We start from the raw sequence: 18,989 nt of genomic DNA on the forward strand, positions 1-18,989 counted from the left end.
TTTAAAACCCCAATTTAAATTTATTTTTATCTTTTGTTATTAGCATTACTTTAAATAATTCCCCCATTTGATTTTTATCTATAAGTCTTTTTATTCTAAAATAAATATCAGCTTTTTCACTAAATAACATTTTCTTGGACAGTATTTCTGCTCTTTCAAGAATACCAAGTTTTGTTAAAAACTCACCTTGGGTAGTATTCATTGTGGTAAGTGAACTTAATTTTTTAACTATATTATTTATCAAATTGAAACTTAAATTATAAGTAATATCAGAATCACCAAACCCCTCTAACACATCACAATATTTATGTTTCGATACAGCCTGCAGGGTATTTTTCATTTTTTTATCAATATAAGCATAATCTATTATTAAAATTCCACCATTATTACGTTTAATCTTATTGTTAATACTTTTTAAGTATTCAGTTGATTGTGGTGAATACTCAATAAAGTTCTGTTGTTTTGCAATTTTAAATTTAATTTTATTTTCAAATTTTTCCATATCAAAAGGAACATCGAAATATTCAAATTTTTTATTGGAGAATTTGACATGTCTTTCTAACCATTTTCTTTCTTTTTTTATGAATTGCTTAATAGGCAAGGCGTCAAAAAATTCGTTTGCCAAAAAGATACATGGTAAATTATCTAATTCGCTTAGATCATTTAACCATTGAATGTTTTTTTTATTGATATTAGCCTTTTGTTTTTTTTTAAGTAATTTGCTTTTTTCTAAAATTTTAATGTGACAAGAATTTTTAAATATTGGAAATTTATTAAAGGTATTGACTAAAACTTTCATCATTTCACCATTACCAGCACCCAACTCAATTAAATTAAACTTTTCAGGGCAACCTAGATTTTGCCAAAATGAAACGACCCAAATTGCAATCATTTCTGAAAATAATACAGATATATTGGGTGAAGTTATGAAATCACCCTTTTTGCCAAAAGGATCTTTTTTCATGTAGTATCCAGATGTTTTGTTATAAAGAGATTCCTCTATAAACTTATCTAGAGTAAATGAGTCATTGTCCTTAATTTTCATTTTTTTATGGATAAAAGGTAAGACCCAGTCATGAAAAAAAGAATACTTGTCAATTGGCCTAATGTTAGATTTAAAACCAAGTAACCAATTTGTGGATCTGGAGATCTGAAAAATTCTATAAAAAATCTAAATAGAGAATAAAAGATTAGGAATAAAGCAGAGATTTTTCCAGGTACTTCTAAATAATCTTTTTTGAAAAAATACCCAAGTATAAAGAAAAGAATTATTCCTTCAAAGAAGGCCTCATATAATTGAGAGGGGTGTCTTTTGATATTGTCTATTAGAACAAATTGAACTGACCAAGGAAGGTCCGTGGCTCTCCCATAAAGCTCTGAGTTTATGAAATTGGCAATTCTGCCAAAAAAAATTCCAATTGGAGCAGATAGGGCAACTAAGTCTAAAAATATAAAAGAATTTGTATTGTGTTTTTTTGAAAATAATAATGATGCAATTATAACTCCAATTAAAGCACCATGAAATGACATTCCTCCATTCCAAACCATCAATATTTCAATAGGGTTATCAAAGTAATATTTTAGATTATAAAATAATGTATATCCAAGCCGACCACCCAAAATCATACCTATAATGAGATAGGTTATGAAGTCGTCAAATAGTTGAAGAATGTGAGGGTCTTTAATTAATCTTTTTTTACAATAAAGCCAACCAAGTGCAATACCGATAATATAAGCCAAGGAATACCATCTGATTTCTAATGAAAATATTTGAAAAGCAACTGGGTCAAAATTATTAATAAACATTTTTAAAAAACTACGTATAAAGTATATTAATTTTATAAACGAATATATGACAAAATCAAAATTTGTAATTGATAAATTAACAAAACTATTTGAACAGGGACTTATTTCTTATAAAGATTTGAGCTCTGAAATCATAAATGTTTTAAGATCTAAAAGGGATGAAATCATTTTTAAAATGAAACTTACCAGTAAAGAAGAAACTGATATATTAGTTAAAAGAGTTGAAAATTTAGAAAAAAAAATCAACAATTTAGAAAAAAAAATTCCAAAAAAAAAATCTATAAAGGTAAAAAAATCTTAACTCTAAGGCCGTTTAAAGGAGATTTTTCTAACAAAATATTTCCTCCATGGGATTTGATTATGTCAGATGTAATTGATAACCCAAGGCCAACACTAGATTTAGAATCTCCTCTACTTTTATCTACTTTATAAAATGGTTTAAAAACATTCTCTAACTCTTCTTTAGGAATTCCGACTCCATCATCATCAATTGTAATTATTATGCTACTGTCTTTTTTAGATAGATGAAAATTTATATTTTCAGCATATTTAATTGAATTATCAATTAAATTATTTAAAGATCTTTGTATTAAATTCTTTCTTCCATTCATATAAACTCTTGGAATTATTTCTTTAGTTATTTTATTATTATTATATTTATCTATTGTGATTTCTATTAATTCAGAAATATTAAAGGTTTCATCTTTTTCTAAATAAGACGAACTTGTAAACTGCAGATATTCATTAAGCATTTTTTCCATTTCATCTATATCTAAAGACATTTTTTTTGATAAATCTTTATCTTTCATAAAAGATAGTTGAAGTTTTAGTCTTGTTAAGGGTGTTCTTAAATCGTGACTTATACCAGATAACATTTCAGATCGTTGATTTAGGTGTCTCATTATTCTTTTTCTCATTTTATCAAATTCCAAACCTGCTTGCCTAATCTCTAAGGCTCCTGATGGTCTGTACTCATCAATATTTTCTCCTTTACCAAATTTTTCTGCAGCTTTAGCCAGGTTTATAATTGGTCTGGTTTGATTTTTTAGAAATAGTATAGCTATGGTTATCATTAGTAGAGCTGGTAGAGTGATCCATAAAGCAAATATTCTAGCTGATGAATTTGCCACTCTATCTTTTGGAATAAAAAATTCGAAGTAACCGTCGTTATGTTTAATATTTATATGAATAAGTTTTTCATAACTGGTTGTATCGAACCAGTAATTTGTAGTACCCATATTAGACTTCAGCTCTCTTCTCAGCGTTCTATCTATTGGGCTAAACCATCTTTCTTTTTGAGGTTTTTCAAATAGATCATCTTTTTTAAACTCAACATTAAGATTTAAATAATTTGAAAATAAGCCCGACAGGTCGTTATTATTATATTTTCCGTTATCATGAGCCGCTATCAATGTTTTCATCTCACCGATCAATGCCCTTGTCATACCTTTATTTGTTTTAATCCAAAGACTATCAAAAAAAACAATTGTTATGACTACTTGAAGAACAATTATTGGTACTGCTACGATTAATAAAGCTCTATAAAATAATCTTTTAGGTAGTAAATTTTTTATAAAACTATTCAATCCATAAAACATAACCAGCACCTCTTAAAGTTTGTAAGTATTTTGGATTTTTTGGGTCTATTTCTATTTTTCTTCTAAGTCTTGTAATTATTACATCTATTGATCTTTCTTTATCAAGATCAGTTAGTTTACCAATAGCTTCTCTTGAAAAAGTTTTGCCTGGATTGTTAATCATTTTTTCTAATATAATTTTTTCAGTACTATTTATTTTATATTCAATATCATTTTTGATGATTAAAAGTTTGTTAAGATCAATTTTAATATTATCAAAGGTTATAATTCTTTTTTCATCATTTCTTTTTGTTTTATTCAAAATATTTTTTATTCTTAAAATAAGTTCTTTTGGCTCAAAGGGTTTTGGTAAATAATCATCAGCACCTATCTCTAGGCCTTCAACTCTATTTTCAGTTTCCACTTTAGCTGTTAATAAAATTATAGGGGTATCAATCTTAGATTTATTTTGCTTGATAAAATCAAGGCCACTTTTGCCTGTCATCATTACATCTAGGACAATTAAATCAAATTTAATTATTGAAATTTTTTCTTCAGCATTTTCTGCACTATCTGATGTAGTAACTAGAAAGTTGTTTTCATTTAAATATTGCTTAATTAGAGATCTAATTCCTTCATCATCATCTACAACTAAAATATGGGCTACAAAATCATTCATTAATTATCTTCTTTAAAACATTGTCAAAGTTTAGGACTTGATCTGAACTTGAATTTAAAAGAGCATTATAAATTCTTTTCTTTTGTGTTGAAAATATTTCGTCAAAAATTTTTTCTCCTTTTTCATTTAAAAAAATGTGTTTTACTCTTGTGTCTTGCTGGTCTTTTTGAAAAAAAACAACATCAAGTTTAATTAAATCTTTTAAAACTCTATTCAAACTCTGCTTAGTAACCTTTAACTTCTTTAATAGATCAGAAATTGTAATTCCCTTATACATTGATAATAGATGTAAAACTTTGTGGTGAGCTATACCTATAGAGTATTTATCTAAGGTTTTCTTGGCATCTGAAAAAGATTCACGATAACTTGTAAATAACTTTTCAATCAACTGCTTTAACTGAGTGTCCTTTAAATATAAAAGTTCTTTCATTATGGGTAAGTTATATTGACATATTATAGATACAAAGATAATTTTATGAAAAAATTTAAATTATTTCTTACATGATACCCTACGATAAAAGATCTGGTAAAATCTGGTATAATAAAGAGCTCGTTGATTGGGCTGATGCAAAAATTCATATTTTAAATCATGGATTGCATTATGCTAGCTGTGTATTTGAAGGAGAAAGAGTTTATGATGGATCAATATTCAAATTAGAAGAGCACACTACAAGACTTTTTTATTCAGCTAAAAGAATGGGAATTACAATGCCATATTCAGAAACTGAAATAAATGATGCATGTAATAAAATTATTTCAGTTCAAAATATAAAAGATGGCTATGTAAGACCAATGGCATGGAGAGGTAGTGAAATGATGGCAATCTCTGCACAACAAACAAAAATTCATGTTGCTGTTGCAACCTGGGATTGGGGTTCTTATTTTGATCCAAAATTAAAAGTTAATGGAATTAAATTAAATATTTCAAACTGGAGAAAACCAGCACCAAATACAATACCGTGGGATACAAAAGCATCAGGCTTATACATGATTAACACATTGTCAAAACATGAAGCAGAACAGCAAGGTTATACAGATTCATTAATGCTAGATCATGAAGGAAATGTTGCAGAGGCAACTGGAGCAAATGTTTTTTTTAAAGATAAAAATGGAGAAATACACACTCCAATTCCAGATTGTTTTTTAGATGGAATAACAAGAAGAACAGTTATTGAGATTGCAAAATCTAAAGGAATTAAAATAAATGAGAGAAAAATTAAACCAGAAGAGTTAAAAAATTTTGTTGGCTGTTTTTTAACTGGGTCAGCTGCTGAAGTAACACCTGTATCATGTATTGCAGATAATCAATTCAAAGTTTGTGAAACTATAATTGATTTAAATGAAAGCTATCAAGCCTTAGTTAGAAAAAAATAAATTATTTACCTTTTATTATCTTCAGAAATTGCATGGTCAATACCTTTTCTTAAATATTCATAACCAGTATATAGAGTTAAAAATGCAGAAAGCCAAAGAAGGATTATGCCAATAGTTTGAGCATTATAATCTTGAAAATTTAAAATTTTATTACCAGTTTCACCAGTTAGTAAAAGAGCTATAGCAACCATTTGTAAAAAAGTTTTTAATTTTGCTAAATTAGTTACTGGTAATTTAATTTGTCCTCTAGCTAAAAATTCTCTTAAGCCTGAAATTAGTATTTCTCTTGTAAGTATTATAATTGCGGCAATAACCTCGTAATGTTTAATTGTTCCACTCATGACAAGCAATATAAGTGCAGTAGCAACAATAATTTTATCTGCTATAGGGTCAAGTAATTCACCTAACTTAGACTCTTCACCCATCATTCTTGCCAACATTCCATCCAAAAAATCAGTAAATGAAGCAATTACAAACAATACGCACGCAGTTAAATCACCATAAAAACCTGGTAAATAAAATGCTAGAACAAAAAAAGGTACAATTATTATCCTACCGATTGTTAAAATATTTGGAATTTTTTTAAGCATAATTATTCGTGAAAAAAGTTATATATCTTTTTTGCAACTTTTTCCTCAACACCTTCAACTGATTTAATCTCATCAAAACTTGCAGATTCTACTGCTCTAGCAGAGCCAAAATGGTTCAATAGAGCCCTTTTTCTAATAGATCCAATACCATCAATTTGATCCAGTAAAGATTTTGTAATTCCTTTTGCTCTTTTTGCTCTATGAGAGGTGATGGCAAATCTATGCGCTTCATCACGCAGTCTTTGCATAAAGAAGAGAGTGGGGTCATTTTTATCAAATTTAAAAGATTTCCCTTTGTAGAAAAAAGTTTCATCACCACTATTTCTTAATTTACCCTTAGCAATTGCAATCATAGGAAGGTCTTGTAAACCAAATTCATCTAATACTTCTTTGGCAGATGAATACTGACCTTTACCACCATCAATTAAAATTAAATCAGGAAGAGTTAAATAATTTCCTTTCTCTAACATTGCCCTTTTAAATCTTCTTGTAAGAACTTCTTTTAACATTGCAAAATCATCTTGTTCAGCACCTTCTGTCTTAATATCAAATTTTCTATATCTTTTTTTAATAAATCCTTCATTTCCAAAAGTAATCATAGCACCTACACTATTAGTTCCTGAAATATGGCTATTATCATAAACCTCAACTAAGTTTAGGCCATCTTTAAGATCAAATTTTTTAGCCACACCATCAAATAAATTTTTGTTGTTATTTGTTTCATAAATTTTTCTATTAAGTGACTCTTTGGCATTTTTTTCTGCCATAGCGATCACTTTAGCTTTAGTCCCTTTTTTTGCTAAATTAATAGAAATTGTACTATTTTCTTTTTTGCTTAAAGTTTCTTCAATTAATTTCTTATCCTTAATTTCTGTATTGATAATTATTAATTTTGGAACATTTTTATTTTCATAAAACTGCATCAAGAAAGAAGACATTATTTCAGATACATTTTGGTCAGGATCATGTTTTGGAAAATAAGCTTGGTTGCCCCAATTTTGTTTGGACCTATAAAAAAATACTTGAATACAGGTTTTGCCAGACTCTTTATAGCCAGCAATTACATCTGCATCAACTAGATTGGCTTCATTAATTCTTTGTGACGATTGAATTATATTTAAAGATTTAATTCTATCTCTAAAAATAGAAGCTCTTTCAAAATCTAGCTTTCCACTGGCTTCCTCCATTTGTTTAGATAAATTTTTTTGTATGTCTCTTGATTTACCAGATACAAACTGAATTGCTTGATCTACTGATTTTTTATAATCTTCTTTATTAATATAATCGACACAAGGACCTGAACATCTTTTTATCTGATAAAGTATGCAGGGTCTTTTTCTATTCTTGAAAGTACCATCATCACAAACTCGAATTTGAAATATTTTTTGAAGCATTTTAATAGTCCAATTTGCAGTTCCTGCTGAAGCAAACGGTCCAAAGTAAAATCCTTCTTTATCTTTTTTCCCCCTATGTTTTGTAACTTGTGCCCATTGGTCTTTATTACTGATAAAAACAAAGGGAAAAGACTTGTCATCTTTAAGCAATATATTGAATTTAGGTTTATATTTTTTGATTAAATTAGCTTCTAAAAGAAGTGCTTCACTTTCATTCGCAGTAGTCGTTATCTCTAATTTAAAAGTTTGAGAGAGCATCCTTGCTGTTCTAATGATATGATTTTTTTCAGCTACATAGCTTTTTAATCTATTAGGCAGGTTTTTTGCTTTACCTACATACAAAATCACATCTTTATGATCAAGCATTCGATAAACTCCAGGACTTTTAGGAATTAATGGGAGCTCTTTTCTAATTACGTCTTTGCCTAATTCAGAGCTTTTCATGACTTCTTTTTTTGGTAATTTGGATACCAACAGAGGCACATTCTTTTATAATTTCTAATTTTTCAATTTTAAGCATTATCTTTCCAATTCGTTTATCCTTAAATAATACATCAAAAACATCTTCTGCAAGCGTTTCTAAAAAATTGTAGTGTTTCTTTTTTGCAAGCTTTGTAATTAGTTTTACTACCTGACCATAATTAACAATAGATTTAATATCCTTATCATTTGTTGGTTTTCTGTCTTCATAATCAATCTCTAAACTGAATTTTACTTTTTGAGTTTTTTCTTTCTCAAAATCATAATAACCAAGTTTTAAATCTAAAATTAGATCTTTAATTAAAATTTTTTTTTCATAATTAAATAGGCTTTTATTTTTATCTATTTTTACAACTCTAAGGTTATTTTTTTTCATATCTAAATTTTTGAATTTATATATTCAATTATTTTTGGGTGGTAATAATTAAAACAAGAGTAGGAAATTAAGTAATGTCCAGCAGCTTTTTTTTTCATCTCTTTGTATAATTTCTTATCAACTTTAATAAATTTTTTGTCACTTGTTAATTTCTCCTTACCTTCTGGCCAAGCTTCTTCCCAGCCACCTTTCATTTTATCTGCGATTTTACATTTTTTCCCATTGATAGTTATATCTTTGCCCGTATGCCCAGGTGTATCCACCCATTGTAATCCAGGTATATTTTTAAGATCTTTTTTCATCCATTCACTGTTACTATGCCAATCAGGTTCTCCATCAACTGGACTTGTAAACACTAATGCATCAATTTTTTTAAAGCTTTTTAATTCATCAATTTGCATTTTACGTAATGGTGTGTCTGGTTTTCGATCCCAACAATTAGGCATAAATGAAATGGTTGCGTTAAAGTCCTCTGGATGCAAACCTTTATGTCTTAGCGTATCAATTCCACCACAAGATAGACCGGACATAAATATTTGATTTCTGGGAGTTCCTTTTGCAACCAGTTCGTCAATAATTTCTTTATTAACATTAACCCTATTGGGGATACCCCAGTTTTCAAATATACAATCATACCAAGGTTGATGAAAAGCACCCTTAAATTTCCATCCACAAGCATACCCATCAGCACCACCTGCCTTGTGTAGTCTACCATTTATAAACAAAACTAGTTCTTTACCTTTTATTTTTGTCCCAGATATTTGCCCTAATTGTTTTGGTATATGATTTTTGCACTCTCCAGAGTCCTGCCCTTGTTTAACTTTCCAGCCACCTTTATTAAAGATTATTATAATCTTATTTGCAGGATTTGGAATATCAGTGCCTTTTATTACTTTAACTTTTTTTCCATCACTATAGATAAATGCATCACCGTTTATATGACCACTTTTACATTCTCTTGCTTCAGCAAAAGTATTTAGAGATAATAAAAAAATTGTTATAAAAAATATCTTTTTCATTCTTTTCCAATTACATCTGGTGTTTGCCAGTTTAAACTTTGCCCACTATCAATTGCAATTACTTGACCTGTAATTGAACTGTTTTTGATAAAAAAGTCAACAGCAGAACATATATCTTTTACATTTACTTGTTGCTTCAAAGGTGTTGCTAAGTACTGCTTTTTAAAATGTATCTCAGTTTGTCTTTTATTTTTTATAGTAGGACCAGGAGCTATTCCATTAACTCTTATATTTGGAGCTAATTCCATAGCACTAGTTTTTGTTAGAGTGTAAAGGCCAGTTTTACTTAAAGTGTAAGAAAAGAAAAAGGGAGTTAACTTAAAAACTCTTTGATCTATTATATTTATAATATTGTTGTTTTTACCCTTAACATTTTTTGAAAATTCTTTTGTAAGATATGCGGGTGCTTTTAAATTTACATCAATATGTTGGCTCCAGCTTTTAGAGGAAAAATTTCTAAGACTGTCATTTTCAAATAATGAAGCATTATTAACTAAACAATCAAAGTATTTTAATTTTAATTTTGAGAATTTTATAATTTTTTTTAAATCTTGTTCTTTGGCAAGATCACCTTTTACTAAATAAACTTTTGTTTTATTTTTTGACAATTCTTTTCGTAATTTTTCAGCTTCAGATTTAGATCTATTATAATGAATTACCATTTCAACTCCTGGGCCTGAGAGTTTCTTTGCAATAGCAGCACCCATTCTTGTTGCGGCTCCTGTGATAATTATTTTGTTTGCTTCCATTTTTTCTTACCTTTTTGTGCTCTTGTACCAGGTAAGCCCATCTTTGATCTACCTTTTGGATACACTCTGTTTTCTTGATTATAGTGTTTTACCTTAGGATTTAATACAATTTCTAACTCTGATGCTTCAAGGTTTCTTATTTCGTCTCTAATTTTTGCAGCCTCTTCAAATTCTAGGTTTGTTGCAGCATCTTTCATTCTTTTATTTAATTGCTTTAAATGTTTCTTTAAATTGCCACCAATATTGTCACCCGTCCCAACTTTTAGGTAGTCTTTTTCATAAACACTTTCCAAAACATCACTAATTTCTTTTTTAATTGAGGTTGCATCGATGTTGTGCTTTTTATTATAAGCAACCTGAATTGCTCTTCTTCTGTCTGTTTCTTGAATTGCTTTTTTTATACTCTTTGTTTCTTTGTCAGCATAAAGAATAACCCTTCCTTCAAGGTTTCTTGCTGCTCTACCTATGGTTTGAACCAAAGAAGTTTCAGACCTTAAAAATCCTTCTTTATCAGCATCTAAAATTCCAACTAATGCACATTCAGGAATATCGAGTCCTTCTCTTAATAGGTTTATTCCAACTAATACATCAAATACACCAAGTCTTAGATCTCTCATGATTTCTATTCTCTCAAGTGTGTCGATGTCTGAGTGTAAATATCTAACCCTAATCCCATTTTCATGAAAATATTCTGTTAAATCCTCAGCCATTTTCTTAGTCAATGTAGTAACTAAAACTCTAAAATTTTTATCTATTGTTTTTTTGCATTCATGCATTAAGTCATCCACTTGATTTTTGGCAGGTTTTATCTCAACTGGTGGATCAATTAAGCCAGTAGGTCTTATTATTTGCTCTACAAATTTACCTTTAACTTGCTCTAATTCCCATGGACCAGGAGTTGCTGATACAAAAACAGTTTGTGTTCTCATTGCATCCCATTCTTCAAATTTAAGAGGCCTGTTATCCATACAAGAGGGTAGCCTAAAACCATATTCTGCAAGGTTACTTTTTCTAGATCTGTCCCCTTTATACATTCCATTTAATTGTGGAACAGTAACATGACATTCATCTACAAATATAAGTGTGTTGTCTGGAAAATATTCAAATAGAGTAGGAGGTGGTTCTCCCGGTTTTCGTCCTGATAAAAAACGAGAATAGTTTTCAATACCAGCACAAGACCCTGTTGCTTCTATCATTTCTAAATCAAACTTTGTTCTTTCTTCTAAACGTTGAGCTTCTAATAATTTATTTTGTTCTTTGAATTTTTTTAAAGTTAATTCTAGTTCTCTTTTAATTTTTATTACTGCTTGCTCGATAGTTGGCTTTGGAGTGATGTAGTGACTGTTGGCATATACTTTTATAACATCTAAATCTTTTAATAAATCTCCTGTTAAAGGATCAAATTCTTCAAGTTTTTCTAGTTTATCTCCAAATAAACTTAATCTCCAAGCACGGTCCTCAAGGTGAGATGGAAAGATCTCTAAATATTCTCCTCTAGCTCTAAAAGTTCCTCTATAAAAACTTTGATCATTCCTTTTATATTGTAAAGCAACTAGGGATTTTATTAATTGTTCTCGGTTATAATCATAACCCGTCTTTAAGCTTAGAGTCATTTTACTATAAGCTTCAACCGAACCTAATCCGTAAATACAAGAAACACTTGATACAATAATCACATCATCTCTTTCCAGTAGTGACCTTGTTGCTGAGTGACGCATTCGATCTATTTGTTCATTAATAGATGCTTCTTTTTCAATATAGGTATCAGATCTTGGAACGTACGCTTCTGGTGTGTAATAATCATAGTAAGACACAAAATACTCAACTGCATTTTCTGGAAAAAATGATTTCATCTCTCCATAAAGTTGAGCTGCTAATGTTTTATTGGGGGCAAGTATAAGAGCAGGCCGATTAGTTCTTTCAATAACTTGAGCCATTGTAAAAGTTTTCCCTGAACCTGTTACACCAAGTAAAACTTGGCTTAACTCATCTTTATTTGCACCCTTAACTAATTGTTTAATTGCCTCAGGTTGATCTCCTGCTGGTTTAAAATCTGTTACAAGTTTAAACTTTTGTCCACCTTCTAGTTTCTGGTGAATTTCTGGATTTTTACTCTGTATATCTGTAATTAAATCTTGATAAGTATTTTGCATTATCTATAAAACTATTAGAATAAAATTATATTTCAATGAGCATTATATCAGACAGTCTAAAAAAGATTAAACCATCACCAACTATTGCTGTAACTCAAAAGGCAAGAGAGTTAAAAGCTGCTGGAAAAGACGTTATAGGTTTAGGAGCAGGAGAGCCTGACTTTGATACACCAGATAACATCAAACAAGCGGCTATAAAAGCCATTAATGACGGTGATACCAAATATACAGCCGTTGATGGAACTGCTGCTTTAAAAGATGCCATTGTTAAAAAATTTAAAAGAGAAAACAATCTAGACTACACAACTGATCAAATCACAGTTGGTGCTGGTGGAAAACATGTAATTTATAATGCCATGATGGCAACTCTTAATGAGGGGGATGAGGTTATTGTTCCTGCTCCTTATTGGGTTTCTTATCCTGACATGGTTTTATTAGCTGGTGGAACTCCAATTATTTTAGAGTGTAATGAAAAACAAGGATTTAAAATTAATCCAGTTGAATTAGAAAAATCTATAACACCAAAAACAAAGTGGATCATATTAAATTCACCATCAAATCCAACGGGTGCTTGTTATACTGAAGGAGATATTAAAGAAATTGCAAATATTTTAGCTAAACATCCTCACGTTCATATTTTAAGTGACGATATTTATGAGCACGTAACATATGAAGGATTTAAATTTTTCACTATTGCACAGATTGATAGCTTGAAAGAAAGAGTTCTTACAATGAATGGTGTAAGTAAAGCTTACTCAATGACTGGCTGGAGAATAGGGTATGCAGCTGGTCCAAAAGAAATTATTAAAGCAATTGCTAAAATACAATCGCAATCAACAACAAATCCATCTTCAATTAGTCAAGCTGCAGCAGTTGAAGCATTAAATGGAACTCAAGATTTTATTAAAGAGAGAGCAATATCTTTTCAAGAAAGAAGAAATTTTGTTGTTAAAGCATTAAATGAAATTGATGGGATTGAATGTTTAAATCCAGATGGTGCATTTTATGTTTTTCCAAGCTGCAAAGGCTTGATGGGGAAAAAAGATACAAGTGGTAAAGAGCTTAAAACGGATACAGATTTTGTTCAGTCTTTATTAGAAAATAGTGGAGTTGCAGTTGTTCAAGGTTCTGCATTTGGTTTAGAAGGTTTTTTTAGAATATCTTATGCAACTTCTATGGAAAATCTTAAAAAGGCTTTAGAAAAAATATCTACTTTTTGTAAAAGTTTAAACTAATGTTAAACGTATATCTAGCAGGCGAAATTCATAGTAATTGGCGAGAAGAAATCATTCAACTTTGTGAAAAAGAAAAATTAGATGTAAAATTTACATCTCCTATCACTGATCATGAGGCATCTGACAATTGTGGTGTAGAAATTCTAGGAGCTGAAGAAAAAAATTTTTGGAAAGATAGAAAAGGCGCTAATATTAATTCTATTAGAACCAAAAAATCTATTCAAGATTGTGATGTAATTATTGTAAAGTTTGGAGAAAAATTTAAGCAATGGAATGCAGCCTTTGATGCGGGTTATGCTACAGCACTTAATAAATCTATGATTGTTATTCATACCGATGATCACCAGCATGCCCTTAAAGAAGTAGATGGCTCTGCTGCTGCTGTTGCGTCAGATCAAAAACAAGCCTTTCGTATATTGAAATATATATTGAAAGGTTCCTTAAAGTAGTTCTAGTTATAATGAAAACAGCATTATTATTTGGGTCATCTGGTTTAGTTGGAGGGCATCTTCTTAATCAATTAATTAAAAATACTAATTACTCAAAAATAAAATTATTTGTTCGTTCAGTTCCTGAAATTAGCGATCCAAAAGTAGAAATTATTAAGACTGATTTTAACAGCTTACAAAACCACAAAGAAGATATCAAAGGAGATGACTGCTTTTTTTGTATTGGTACAACTAAGCAAAATTCACCTAATAAAGATGAATATCGAAGAATTGAACTTGATGTACCTAAAGAAATTGCTCAATTTGCAAAATCAAATTTGGTTAAATCATTTATTTTTGTCTCTGCGTTATATGCAAACCCCAAGAGTTCAGGAGACTATGTAAGATTTAAAGGACTAGTTGAAGAAGAGTTAAAACAACTTAATTTTCCAAAACTTGGAATAATGAGACCTTCCTTTTTAATGGGAGATAGAAAAGAAAAGAGGGTAGGCGAAAAAATAGGAATTTTTGTATTTAAACTATTATCACCATTACTTTTAGGACCTTTAAAGAAAATGAGACCAATTCATTCAGAAACAGTTGCAAGAGCAATGATAATTGTTATTCAAAATGATATTCAAAAAACTACTTTTGAGTCTAATGAAATAGTTGAAACTTTTAAGAACTAGTGAGATAAGAATTTTTCTGCTTCAAGTGCAGCCATACAACCCATTCCAGCAGCAGTTACAGCTTGTCTAAAGGTTTTATCTTTAACATCACCCGCAGCATAAACGCCAGGGATATTTGTTTCTGTTAAATCTGGTTTAGTTAATAAATAACCTTCTTTATCCATATCTAATTGATCTTTAAATAAAGCTGTTGCTGGATCATGACCAATTGCAATAAATAAACCATCTATTTTTAATTCATCAATTTTATTAGTCTTAAGATTTTTAATTTTAATACCTGTAACATTTTTAGGTTCACCATCGCCAATTACTTCATCAACAGCACTATCCCAAATAATTTCAATTTTTTTATTTTCCATTAATTTCTTTTGAAGCATCTTTTCAGCTCTTAATTCATCTCTTCTATGAATTAGTTTTACCTTTGATGCAAATTTTGTAAGAAACATTGCTTCTTCAACAGCAGCATTACCACCACCAACAACTGCTACAACTTTCTCTTTAAAGAAAAAACCATCACAAGTAGCACAAGCAGACACACCAAAGCCTCTAAATTTTTGTTCAGATTCTAAATTTAACCATCTTGCTTGAGCACCTGTAGAAATAATTATGCTATCTGCAGTATATTTTTGACCACTATCACCTATAGCTTCAAAAGGTGTAGATTTTAAATTTACTGATGAGATGTGATCTTCAATCATTTCTGTTCCAACAGCTTTAGCCTGATCTCTCATTTGATCCATTAACCATGGACCCTGAATTACATCTGAAAATCCTGGATAATTTTCAACATCTGTTGTTGTAGTTAATTGTCCACCAGGTGCAGAACCATAAACTAAAACAGGACTTAACATTGCTCTTGCTGCATATACAGCGGCCGTATAGCCAGCTGGACCTGACCCTATTATTAACACTTTTGTGTGTTTAATTGGATTTTCACTCATGCAGAAGTTATATAAGGATAAATGACAAAATTAAAAGGGATATTATTAACTCAGGGCATGCATGGTATGATCAGCCAAGTAGAAGGTTTAGCAAAGGCCCTTGATTTAGATTTTATACACGAGAAGATTGAACTAAATCATTTTTGGAAATTAATTCCTCCAAAGTTGACACCTATTTCTGAAAGTGTGTATAAAAAAATTAATCATGATGATTTTGATGTGATTATATCTTGTGGGCGTAAAAGTGTTATTCCATCAATCCATTTAAAAAATACAGCTAAAAAAAAAGTATTTAATATTCATATCCAAGATCCAAAAGTAGATTTAAATCATTTTGATTTCATTGTAGCTCCAGAACATGATGGGATTGAAGGCCAAAATGTTATCAGTACAAAAGGTGCAATTCATTACCTTACTGAAAGTGAAATAAATGAAAATAAAGATTATTTAAATTCATTTATTAAAAAAGATGAAAGAAAAATTTGGGCTTTAATAATGGGTGGTCCTACAAAGTATTATGAATATTCAAAAGAAAATATTAAAGCTATTTTTGAAAATTTAAACAACTTGAATAAACAGAACAACTTTCAATTAGTTGTGATCCCATCAATGAGAACACCAAAAAATATAATTCAATATGCAAAAGATTATTTTGGTGAAAATCATACAGTTATAGAAACTATAGATAAGAAAGCCTATCTATCAGCTTTAGCAATTTCAGAAAAAATTGTAGTAACATGTGATTCTAGCTCCATGATATCAGAAGCTGCTTTAACTGGAAAACCAATCTACGTAGCTAATATTTCACCTAAAAAAAATGACAAAAGATTTCAAAAATTTAGAAATTTATTTAAAGAATTAAATATTACTAGAATTTTAGGTGAAGAGATTGAAAATTGGAACTATCAAAAATTAGACGAAACGAATAGAGTAGCAAATATTATTAAACAAAAAATTAATTCTTAATGTCATTTTTAAATTCAATTCAAAATCAGTCAAAAAAACATGAATTTCCATTTGATCACTGGGAATATAATAATGCTCTATCTGATGGGGCCATTGAGGAAATTATTAAAGCTGATATTCCAGATGTAAGTAAGCATAATTTAAATTATGATGGCACCAGAGCAATTGATGGGGGTGCCGCAGAGTTTAGAGAGGGAATAGCTTCTGGTGGTGAAGCAATAAAATTTAGATGCTTTGTAACAAATGAAAATGGAAAAAAATTTCCAAACTTAGTAAAATTTATTAATGAACTTCAATCCAAGGAAGTTCATGGAACTATTTCAAAAATGATCGATAGAGATTTATCGAACTCATATGTTAGAGTTGAAGTTATTTGTGATCGGGAGGGTTTTTGGTTAAAGCCTCATTGTGATATTAAAGAAAAACTGATGTCTGGATTAATATTTGTAAATAATGCTAACGAGTCTGAAGAGCTTGGAACAGATTTTTATAATGAAAAATTAGAAAAAGTAAAAACAGTTCCTTACAAAAATAATTACGGATATATGTTTACCAGTGGGCCTAACACTTGGCATGGTATGGAAAAAAAGAAAATAGTTAAAGAAAGACGATGCATTCAAGTTAACTATGTTACCTTTGAAACAGATTGGAAAGTTCTGTAATTAAATAAAGTTTTTTACTAGTATCTATTTTGAGTACGTAACCACCTACAAATATAAAAAAAATAACTCGTTTTGGGCACACAAAACTAAGTAAACATTGTTTCTATTAATATTTGTATATAGAAATTTAAGATGTTTGAAAAATTAGAAGAATTAGCAAAAAATAATAAAAAAATTTCAGATTTTCACATTAGAAGTGGCTGGCCATTAGCATTTAGACAAACTGGAGAAATACATAAAATTCCAGAGATAATTGTCAAAGAACAAGATCTTCAAGATTTGTTATCGACTAATTGTAATGAAACTGAAATTAATAAGTTTAGTGAAACTCATGAGTTAGATTCATCAGTTACATTAAGTGGACTAAGATTTAGAGCTAATTTTTACAAAACTATTCAAGGAACAGCCGCTGTATTAAGAAGAGTAGAGAGTGTAATTCCTGAAATGGAACAATTTGATTTACCACAAGTTCTTTATGATATTGTAGATATGCATAAAGGATTAGTTTTAGTAACTGGACCTACAGGGTCTGGTAAGTCAACAACACTTGCAGCTATTATAAATGAAATTAATAAAACCAAAACTGCAAATATTATTACAGTTGAAGATCCAGTTGAATTTATTCATAAAGATTTAAAAAGTATCGTGTCTCATAGAGAAGTAGGCAAACAAACCAAAACATTTTCTAGTGCATTAAAAGCGGCACTTAGAGAAGATCCAGATGTAATTCTAGTTGGTGAGATGAGAGACTTGGAAACTGTTTCTCTTGCACTGACTGCTGCTGAAACAGGACACTTAGTTTTTGGAACCCTTCACACTAGTGGTGCTCCTAATACAATAAATAGAATTATTGACGTTTTTCCACCTGAGCAACAAGCTCAAATAAGAGCACAGATATCTTCTTCTTTAAAGATGGTGGTTACTCAAAGACTTCTTAAAACTAAAGATGGTCAAGGCCGTTGTGCAGCGTTTGAAGTGATGAAGTGTACGCCTCCAATTCAAAACTTAATTAGAGAAGCTAAAATTCATCAAATACCTAGCATCATGCAAACTTCTGTGAGAGATGGCATGATTACTATGACTAAATCATTAGAAGAATTAGTTAAGGCAGGTAAGATAGATGCGAGTGCAGGACGAGAAGATTAAAGGATTTAATGTCCTTGAATTAATTGTTGTCATAGCAATTATTGGCGTCCTCTCCGCTGTTGCTTATCCAAATTTTTCAGATTGGCGAAAAGATAGAGAGACTAGAAATTCTGTAGTTAAAATAAAATCTTTAATCGAGGGAATAAACGCACAAGTTCAAAGAGGTCAATATGCATTTGTCCAAGTAGATGTGAATGAAGTTAGATTATTAAGTGGAGATGATGGGTTAATTGTAACTTCGAAAGGAATGAAACCAAAAACACTTGCTACACTTCTTAATAATGGAGAAAGTGGCTGGTGGGTGAAGCCAAATGAACGATGTAACATTGTTGATGAAGCTGTTGATGAAGCATACTGGGATGAAGATCCAGACCCTAATAGAGATCAAATAATTGATTTAGATAAAATAGAAGTAAGACAGATAGTTTTAGACAATGTTGCAACTACATGGCGTGACGATGTAGGAGCAGTTTGTTTTGGTAAAAATGACCAATGGTATAGTGGTAACGGTGAATTGGTTTCATCATCAGGCGATGATGTCATTGTAGATAGCTATTTATTTATTTGTAATAGATCAAATACAAGATCTCAATGTGATATAGATAACCTGACAGGTGAACCGACAACAGAACATGATTATTTATATGTTATAGAGTGGTCAAGATTTGGAAATATTAAACTTGAGAAATGGAATAAAAGAGATTCAGAATGGATTGAGCAATAAT

Annotated in this window: 21 protein-coding genes; 9 read left to right on the forward strand and 12 right to left on the reverse strand. The window is 30.0% G+C overall.

Annotation, left to right across the window (positions count from 1 at the left end; genetic code table 11):
* Position 1 precedes the first annotated feature (1 nt).
* Both E5R92_RS05870 and lgt read right to left on the reverse strand, forming a co-directional pair.
* Entirely contained in the window at positions 2 to 1,045 is a 1,044-nt protein-coding gene (locus E5R92_RS05870; protein WP_168607157.1) for an SAM-dependent methyltransferase, read from the reverse strand.
* Positions 1,042 to 1,806, reverse strand: a complete 765-nt coding sequence (lgt, locus tag E5R92_RS05875; protein WP_168607158.1) for a prolipoprotein diacylglyceryl transferase — start codon at positions 1,804 to 1,806, stop codon at positions 1,042 to 1,044. The genes E5R92_RS05870 and lgt overlap by 4 nt, the downstream gene beginning before the upstream one ends.
* Before the next feature lie 46 nt (positions 1,807 to 1,852).
* Here lgt and E5R92_RS05880 point away from each other — a divergent pair, with 46 nt between their 5' ends.
* Complete coding sequence (locus tag E5R92_RS05880; protein ID WP_168607159.1) at positions 1,853 to 2,107, forward strand: hypothetical protein; 255 nt, start codon at positions 1,853 to 1,855, stop codon at positions 2,105 to 2,107.
* On the opposite strand, the gene E5R92_RS05885 is transcribed toward E5R92_RS05880, so the two are convergent.
* From E5R92_RS05885 to E5R92_RS05895, 3 genes are read right to left on the reverse strand one after another with little or no spacing between them, the layout of a single operon-like run.
* Entirely contained in the window at positions 2,085 to 3,404 is a 1,320-nt protein-coding gene (locus E5R92_RS05885) for an ATP-binding protein (RefSeq protein ID WP_168607160.1), read from the reverse strand. The genes E5R92_RS05880 and E5R92_RS05885 overlap by 23 nt on opposite strands.
* Positions 3,385 to 4,062, reverse strand: coding sequence for a response regulator (locus E5R92_RS05890; RefSeq protein ID WP_168607161.1), 678 nt, complete (start codon positions 4,060 to 4,062; stop codon positions 3,385 to 3,387). Before E5R92_RS05890 ends, E5R92_RS05885 begins: the two co-directional genes overlap by 20 nt.
* Positions 4,055 to 4,492, reverse strand: coding sequence for a MarR family winged helix-turn-helix transcriptional regulator (locus E5R92_RS05895; RefSeq protein WP_168607162.1), 438 nt, complete (start codon positions 4,490 to 4,492; stop codon positions 4,055 to 4,057). Before E5R92_RS05895 ends, E5R92_RS05890 begins: the two co-directional genes overlap by 8 nt.
* A 71-nt stretch (positions 4,493 to 4,563) precedes the next feature.
* On the opposite strand from E5R92_RS05895, the gene E5R92_RS05900 reads away from it, so the two are divergent.
* Complete coding sequence (locus E5R92_RS05900; protein WP_168607163.1) at positions 4,564 to 5,436, forward strand: branched-chain amino acid aminotransferase; 873 nt, start codon at positions 4,564 to 4,566, stop codon at positions 5,434 to 5,436.
* A 5-nt stretch (positions 5,437 to 5,441) separates the two neighbouring features.
* On the opposite strand, the gene pgsA is transcribed toward E5R92_RS05900, so the two are convergent.
* From pgsA to uvrB, 6 genes are read right to left on the reverse strand one after another with little or no spacing between them, the layout of a single operon-like run.
* Positions 5,442 to 6,026: a CDP-diacylglycerol--glycerol-3-phosphate 3-phosphatidyltransferase gene (gene pgsA / locus E5R92_RS05905; RefSeq protein ID WP_168607164.1), complete on the reverse strand. Its 585-nt coding sequence runs from the start codon at positions 6,024 to 6,026 to the stop codon at positions 5,442 to 5,444.
* Positions 6,027 to 6,028: 2 nt separating this feature from the next.
* Positions 6,029 to 7,864, reverse strand: coding sequence for an excinuclease ABC subunit UvrC (gene uvrC, locus E5R92_RS05910; protein WP_168607165.1), 1,836 nt, complete (start codon positions 7,862 to 7,864; stop codon positions 6,029 to 6,031).
* Positions 7,851 to 8,276 (reverse strand): dihydroneopterin aldolase, encoded by a 426-nt coding sequence (locus tag E5R92_RS05915; RefSeq protein WP_168607166.1) that lies wholly within the window; start codon positions 8,274 to 8,276, stop codon positions 7,851 to 7,853. The genes uvrC and E5R92_RS05915 overlap by 14 nt, the downstream gene beginning before the upstream one ends.
* Positions 8,277 to 8,278: 2 nt before the next feature.
* Complete coding sequence (locus tag E5R92_RS05920) at positions 8,279 to 9,295, reverse strand: hypothetical protein (RefSeq protein ID WP_168607167.1); 1,017 nt, start codon at positions 9,293 to 9,295, stop codon at positions 8,279 to 8,281.
* Positions 9,292 to 10,044, reverse strand: coding sequence for an SDR family oxidoreductase (locus E5R92_RS05925; protein ID WP_168607168.1), 753 nt, complete (start codon positions 10,042 to 10,044; stop codon positions 9,292 to 9,294). The genes E5R92_RS05920 and E5R92_RS05925 overlap by 4 nt, the downstream gene beginning before the upstream one ends.
* The gene (uvrB, locus tag E5R92_RS05930) at positions 10,026 to 12,197 is read right to left on the reverse strand and encodes an excinuclease ABC subunit UvrB (RefSeq protein WP_168607169.1); all 2,172 of its coding nucleotides are present in this window, start codon (positions 12,195 to 12,197) and stop codon (positions 10,026 to 10,028) included. Before uvrB ends, E5R92_RS05925 begins: the two co-directional genes overlap by 19 nt.
* 35 nt (positions 12,198 to 12,232) lie before the next feature.
* Between uvrB and E5R92_RS05935 the strand changes: the two genes are divergently transcribed.
* From E5R92_RS05935 to E5R92_RS05945, 3 genes are read left to right on the forward strand one after another with little or no spacing between them, the layout of a single operon-like run.
* Entirely contained in the window at positions 12,233 to 13,432 is a 1,200-nt protein-coding gene (locus E5R92_RS05935) for a pyridoxal phosphate-dependent aminotransferase (protein ID WP_168607170.1), read from the forward strand.
* A complete protein-coding gene (locus E5R92_RS05940; protein ID WP_168607171.1) occupies positions 13,432 to 13,881 on the forward strand; it encodes a YtoQ family protein in 450 nt (149 codons plus the stop codon). Before E5R92_RS05935 ends, E5R92_RS05940 begins: the two co-directional genes overlap by 1 nt.
* A gap of 11 nt (positions 13,882 to 13,892) precedes the next feature.
* Entirely contained in the window at positions 13,893 to 14,549 is a 657-nt protein-coding gene (locus tag E5R92_RS05945) for an NAD(P)H-binding protein (RefSeq protein ID WP_168607172.1), read from the forward strand.
* On the opposite strand, the gene trxB is transcribed toward E5R92_RS05945, so the two are convergent.
* Positions 14,546 to 15,490, reverse strand: coding sequence for a thioredoxin-disulfide reductase (gene trxB / locus E5R92_RS05950; protein ID WP_168607173.1), 945 nt, complete (start codon positions 15,488 to 15,490; stop codon positions 14,546 to 14,548). The two genes, E5R92_RS05945 and trxB, sit on opposite strands and share 4 nt — an antisense overlap.
* 21 nt (positions 15,491 to 15,511) lie before the next feature.
* Between trxB and E5R92_RS05955 the strand changes: the two genes are divergently transcribed.
* From E5R92_RS05955 to E5R92_RS05970, 4 genes are all read left to right on the forward strand, one after another.
* Positions 15,512 to 16,456, forward strand: a complete 945-nt coding sequence (locus E5R92_RS05955) for a mitochondrial fission ELM1 family protein (protein ID WP_168607174.1) — start codon at positions 15,512 to 15,514, stop codon at positions 16,454 to 16,456.
* Positions 16,456 to 17,118 (forward strand): hypothetical protein, encoded by a 663-nt coding sequence (locus E5R92_RS05960; RefSeq protein ID WP_168607175.1) that lies wholly within the window; start codon positions 16,456 to 16,458, stop codon positions 17,116 to 17,118. The genes E5R92_RS05955 and E5R92_RS05960 overlap by 1 nt, the downstream gene beginning before the upstream one ends.
* Before the next feature lie 132 nt (positions 17,119 to 17,250).
* Positions 17,251 to 18,264, forward strand: coding sequence for a type IV pilus twitching motility protein PilT (locus E5R92_RS05965; protein ID WP_168607176.1), 1,014 nt, complete (start codon positions 17,251 to 17,253; stop codon positions 18,262 to 18,264).
* Positions 18,239 to 18,988, forward strand: coding sequence for a pilus assembly FimT family protein (locus tag E5R92_RS05970; RefSeq protein WP_168607177.1), 750 nt, complete (start codon positions 18,239 to 18,241; stop codon positions 18,986 to 18,988). Before E5R92_RS05965 ends, E5R92_RS05970 begins: the two co-directional genes overlap by 26 nt.
* The last annotated feature ends 1 nt before the right edge of the window (position 18,989 follow it).

It is taken from the genome of Candidatus Pelagibacter giovannonii (assembly GCF_012276695.1).
Lineage (GTDB): Bacteria > Pseudomonadota > Alphaproteobacteria > Pelagibacterales > Pelagibacteraceae > Pelagibacter > Pelagibacter giovannonii.

What these genes read in the sequence shown, in the direction of transcription:
- trxB (WP_168607173.1), bottom strand. Translation starts at nt 15,490, where the DNA reads ATGAGTGAAAATCCAATTAAACACACAAAAGTGTTAATAATAGGGTCA.
- E5R92_RS05955 (WP_168607174.1), top strand. Translation starts at nt 15,512, where the DNA reads ATGACAAAATTAAAAGGGATATTATTAACTCAGGGCATGCATGGTATG.
- E5R92_RS05900 (WP_168607163.1), top strand. Translation starts at nt 4,564, where the DNA reads ATGATACCCTACGATAAAAGATCTGGTAAAATCTGGTATAATAAAGAG.
- E5R92_RS05935 (WP_168607170.1), top strand. Translation starts at nt 12,233, where the DNA reads ATGAGCATTATATCAGACAGTCTAAAAAAGATTAAACCATCACCAACT.
- E5R92_RS05925 (WP_168607168.1), bottom strand. Translation starts at nt 10,044, where the DNA reads ATGGAAGCAAACAAAATAATTATCACAGGAGCCGCAACAAGAATGGGT.
- E5R92_RS05890 (WP_168607161.1), bottom strand. Translation starts at nt 4,062, where the DNA reads ATGAATGATTTTGTAGCCCATATTTTAGTTGTAGATGATGATGAAGGA.
- uvrB (WP_168607169.1), bottom strand. Translation starts at nt 12,197, where the DNA reads ATGCAAAATACTTATCAAGATTTAATTACAGATATACAGAGTAAAAAT.
- E5R92_RS05970 (WP_168607177.1), top strand. Translation starts at nt 18,239, where the DNA reads ATGCGAGTGCAGGACGAGAAGATTAAAGGATTTAATGTCCTTGAATTA.
- E5R92_RS05960 (WP_168607175.1), top strand. Translation starts at nt 16,456, where the DNA reads ATGTCATTTTTAAATTCAATTCAAAATCAGTCAAAAAAACATGAATTT.
- pgsA (WP_168607164.1), bottom strand. Translation starts at nt 6,026, where the DNA reads ATGCTTAAAAAAATTCCAAATATTTTAACAATCGGTAGGATAATAATT.
- E5R92_RS05915 (WP_168607166.1), bottom strand. Translation starts at nt 8,276, where the DNA reads ATGAAAAAAAATAACCTTAGAGTTGTAAAAATAGATAAAAATAAAAGC.
- E5R92_RS05940 (WP_168607171.1), top strand. Translation starts at nt 13,432, where the DNA reads ATGTTAAACGTATATCTAGCAGGCGAAATTCATAGTAATTGGCGAGAA.
- E5R92_RS05870 (WP_168607157.1), bottom strand. Translation starts at nt 1,045, where the DNA reads ATGAAAATTAAGGACAATGACTCATTTACTCTAGATAAGTTTATAGAG.
- E5R92_RS05920 (WP_168607167.1), bottom strand. Translation starts at nt 9,295, where the DNA reads ATGAAAAAGATATTTTTTATAACAATTTTTTTATTATCTCTAAATACT.
- E5R92_RS05880 (WP_168607159.1), top strand. Translation starts at nt 1,853, where the DNA reads ATGACAAAATCAAAATTTGTAATTGATAAATTAACAAAACTATTTGAA.
- uvrC (WP_168607165.1), bottom strand. Translation starts at nt 7,864, where the DNA reads ATGAAAAGCTCTGAATTAGGCAAAGACGTAATTAGAAAAGAGCTCCCA.
- E5R92_RS05945 (WP_168607172.1), top strand. Translation starts at nt 13,893, where the DNA reads ATGAAAACAGCATTATTATTTGGGTCATCTGGTTTAGTTGGAGGGCAT.
- E5R92_RS05885 (WP_168607160.1), bottom strand. Translation starts at nt 3,404, where the DNA reads ATGTTTTATGGATTGAATAGTTTTATAAAAAATTTACTACCTAAAAGA.
- E5R92_RS05895 (WP_168607162.1), bottom strand. Translation starts at nt 4,492, where the DNA reads ATGAAAGAACTTTTATATTTAAAGGACACTCAGTTAAAGCAGTTGATT.
- lgt (WP_168607158.1), bottom strand. Translation starts at nt 1,806, where the DNA reads ATGTTTATTAATAATTTTGACCCAGTTGCTTTTCAAATATTTTCATTA.
- E5R92_RS05965 (WP_168607176.1), top strand. Translation starts at nt 17,251, where the DNA reads ATGTTTGAAAAATTAGAAGAATTAGCAAAAAATAATAAAAAAATTTCA.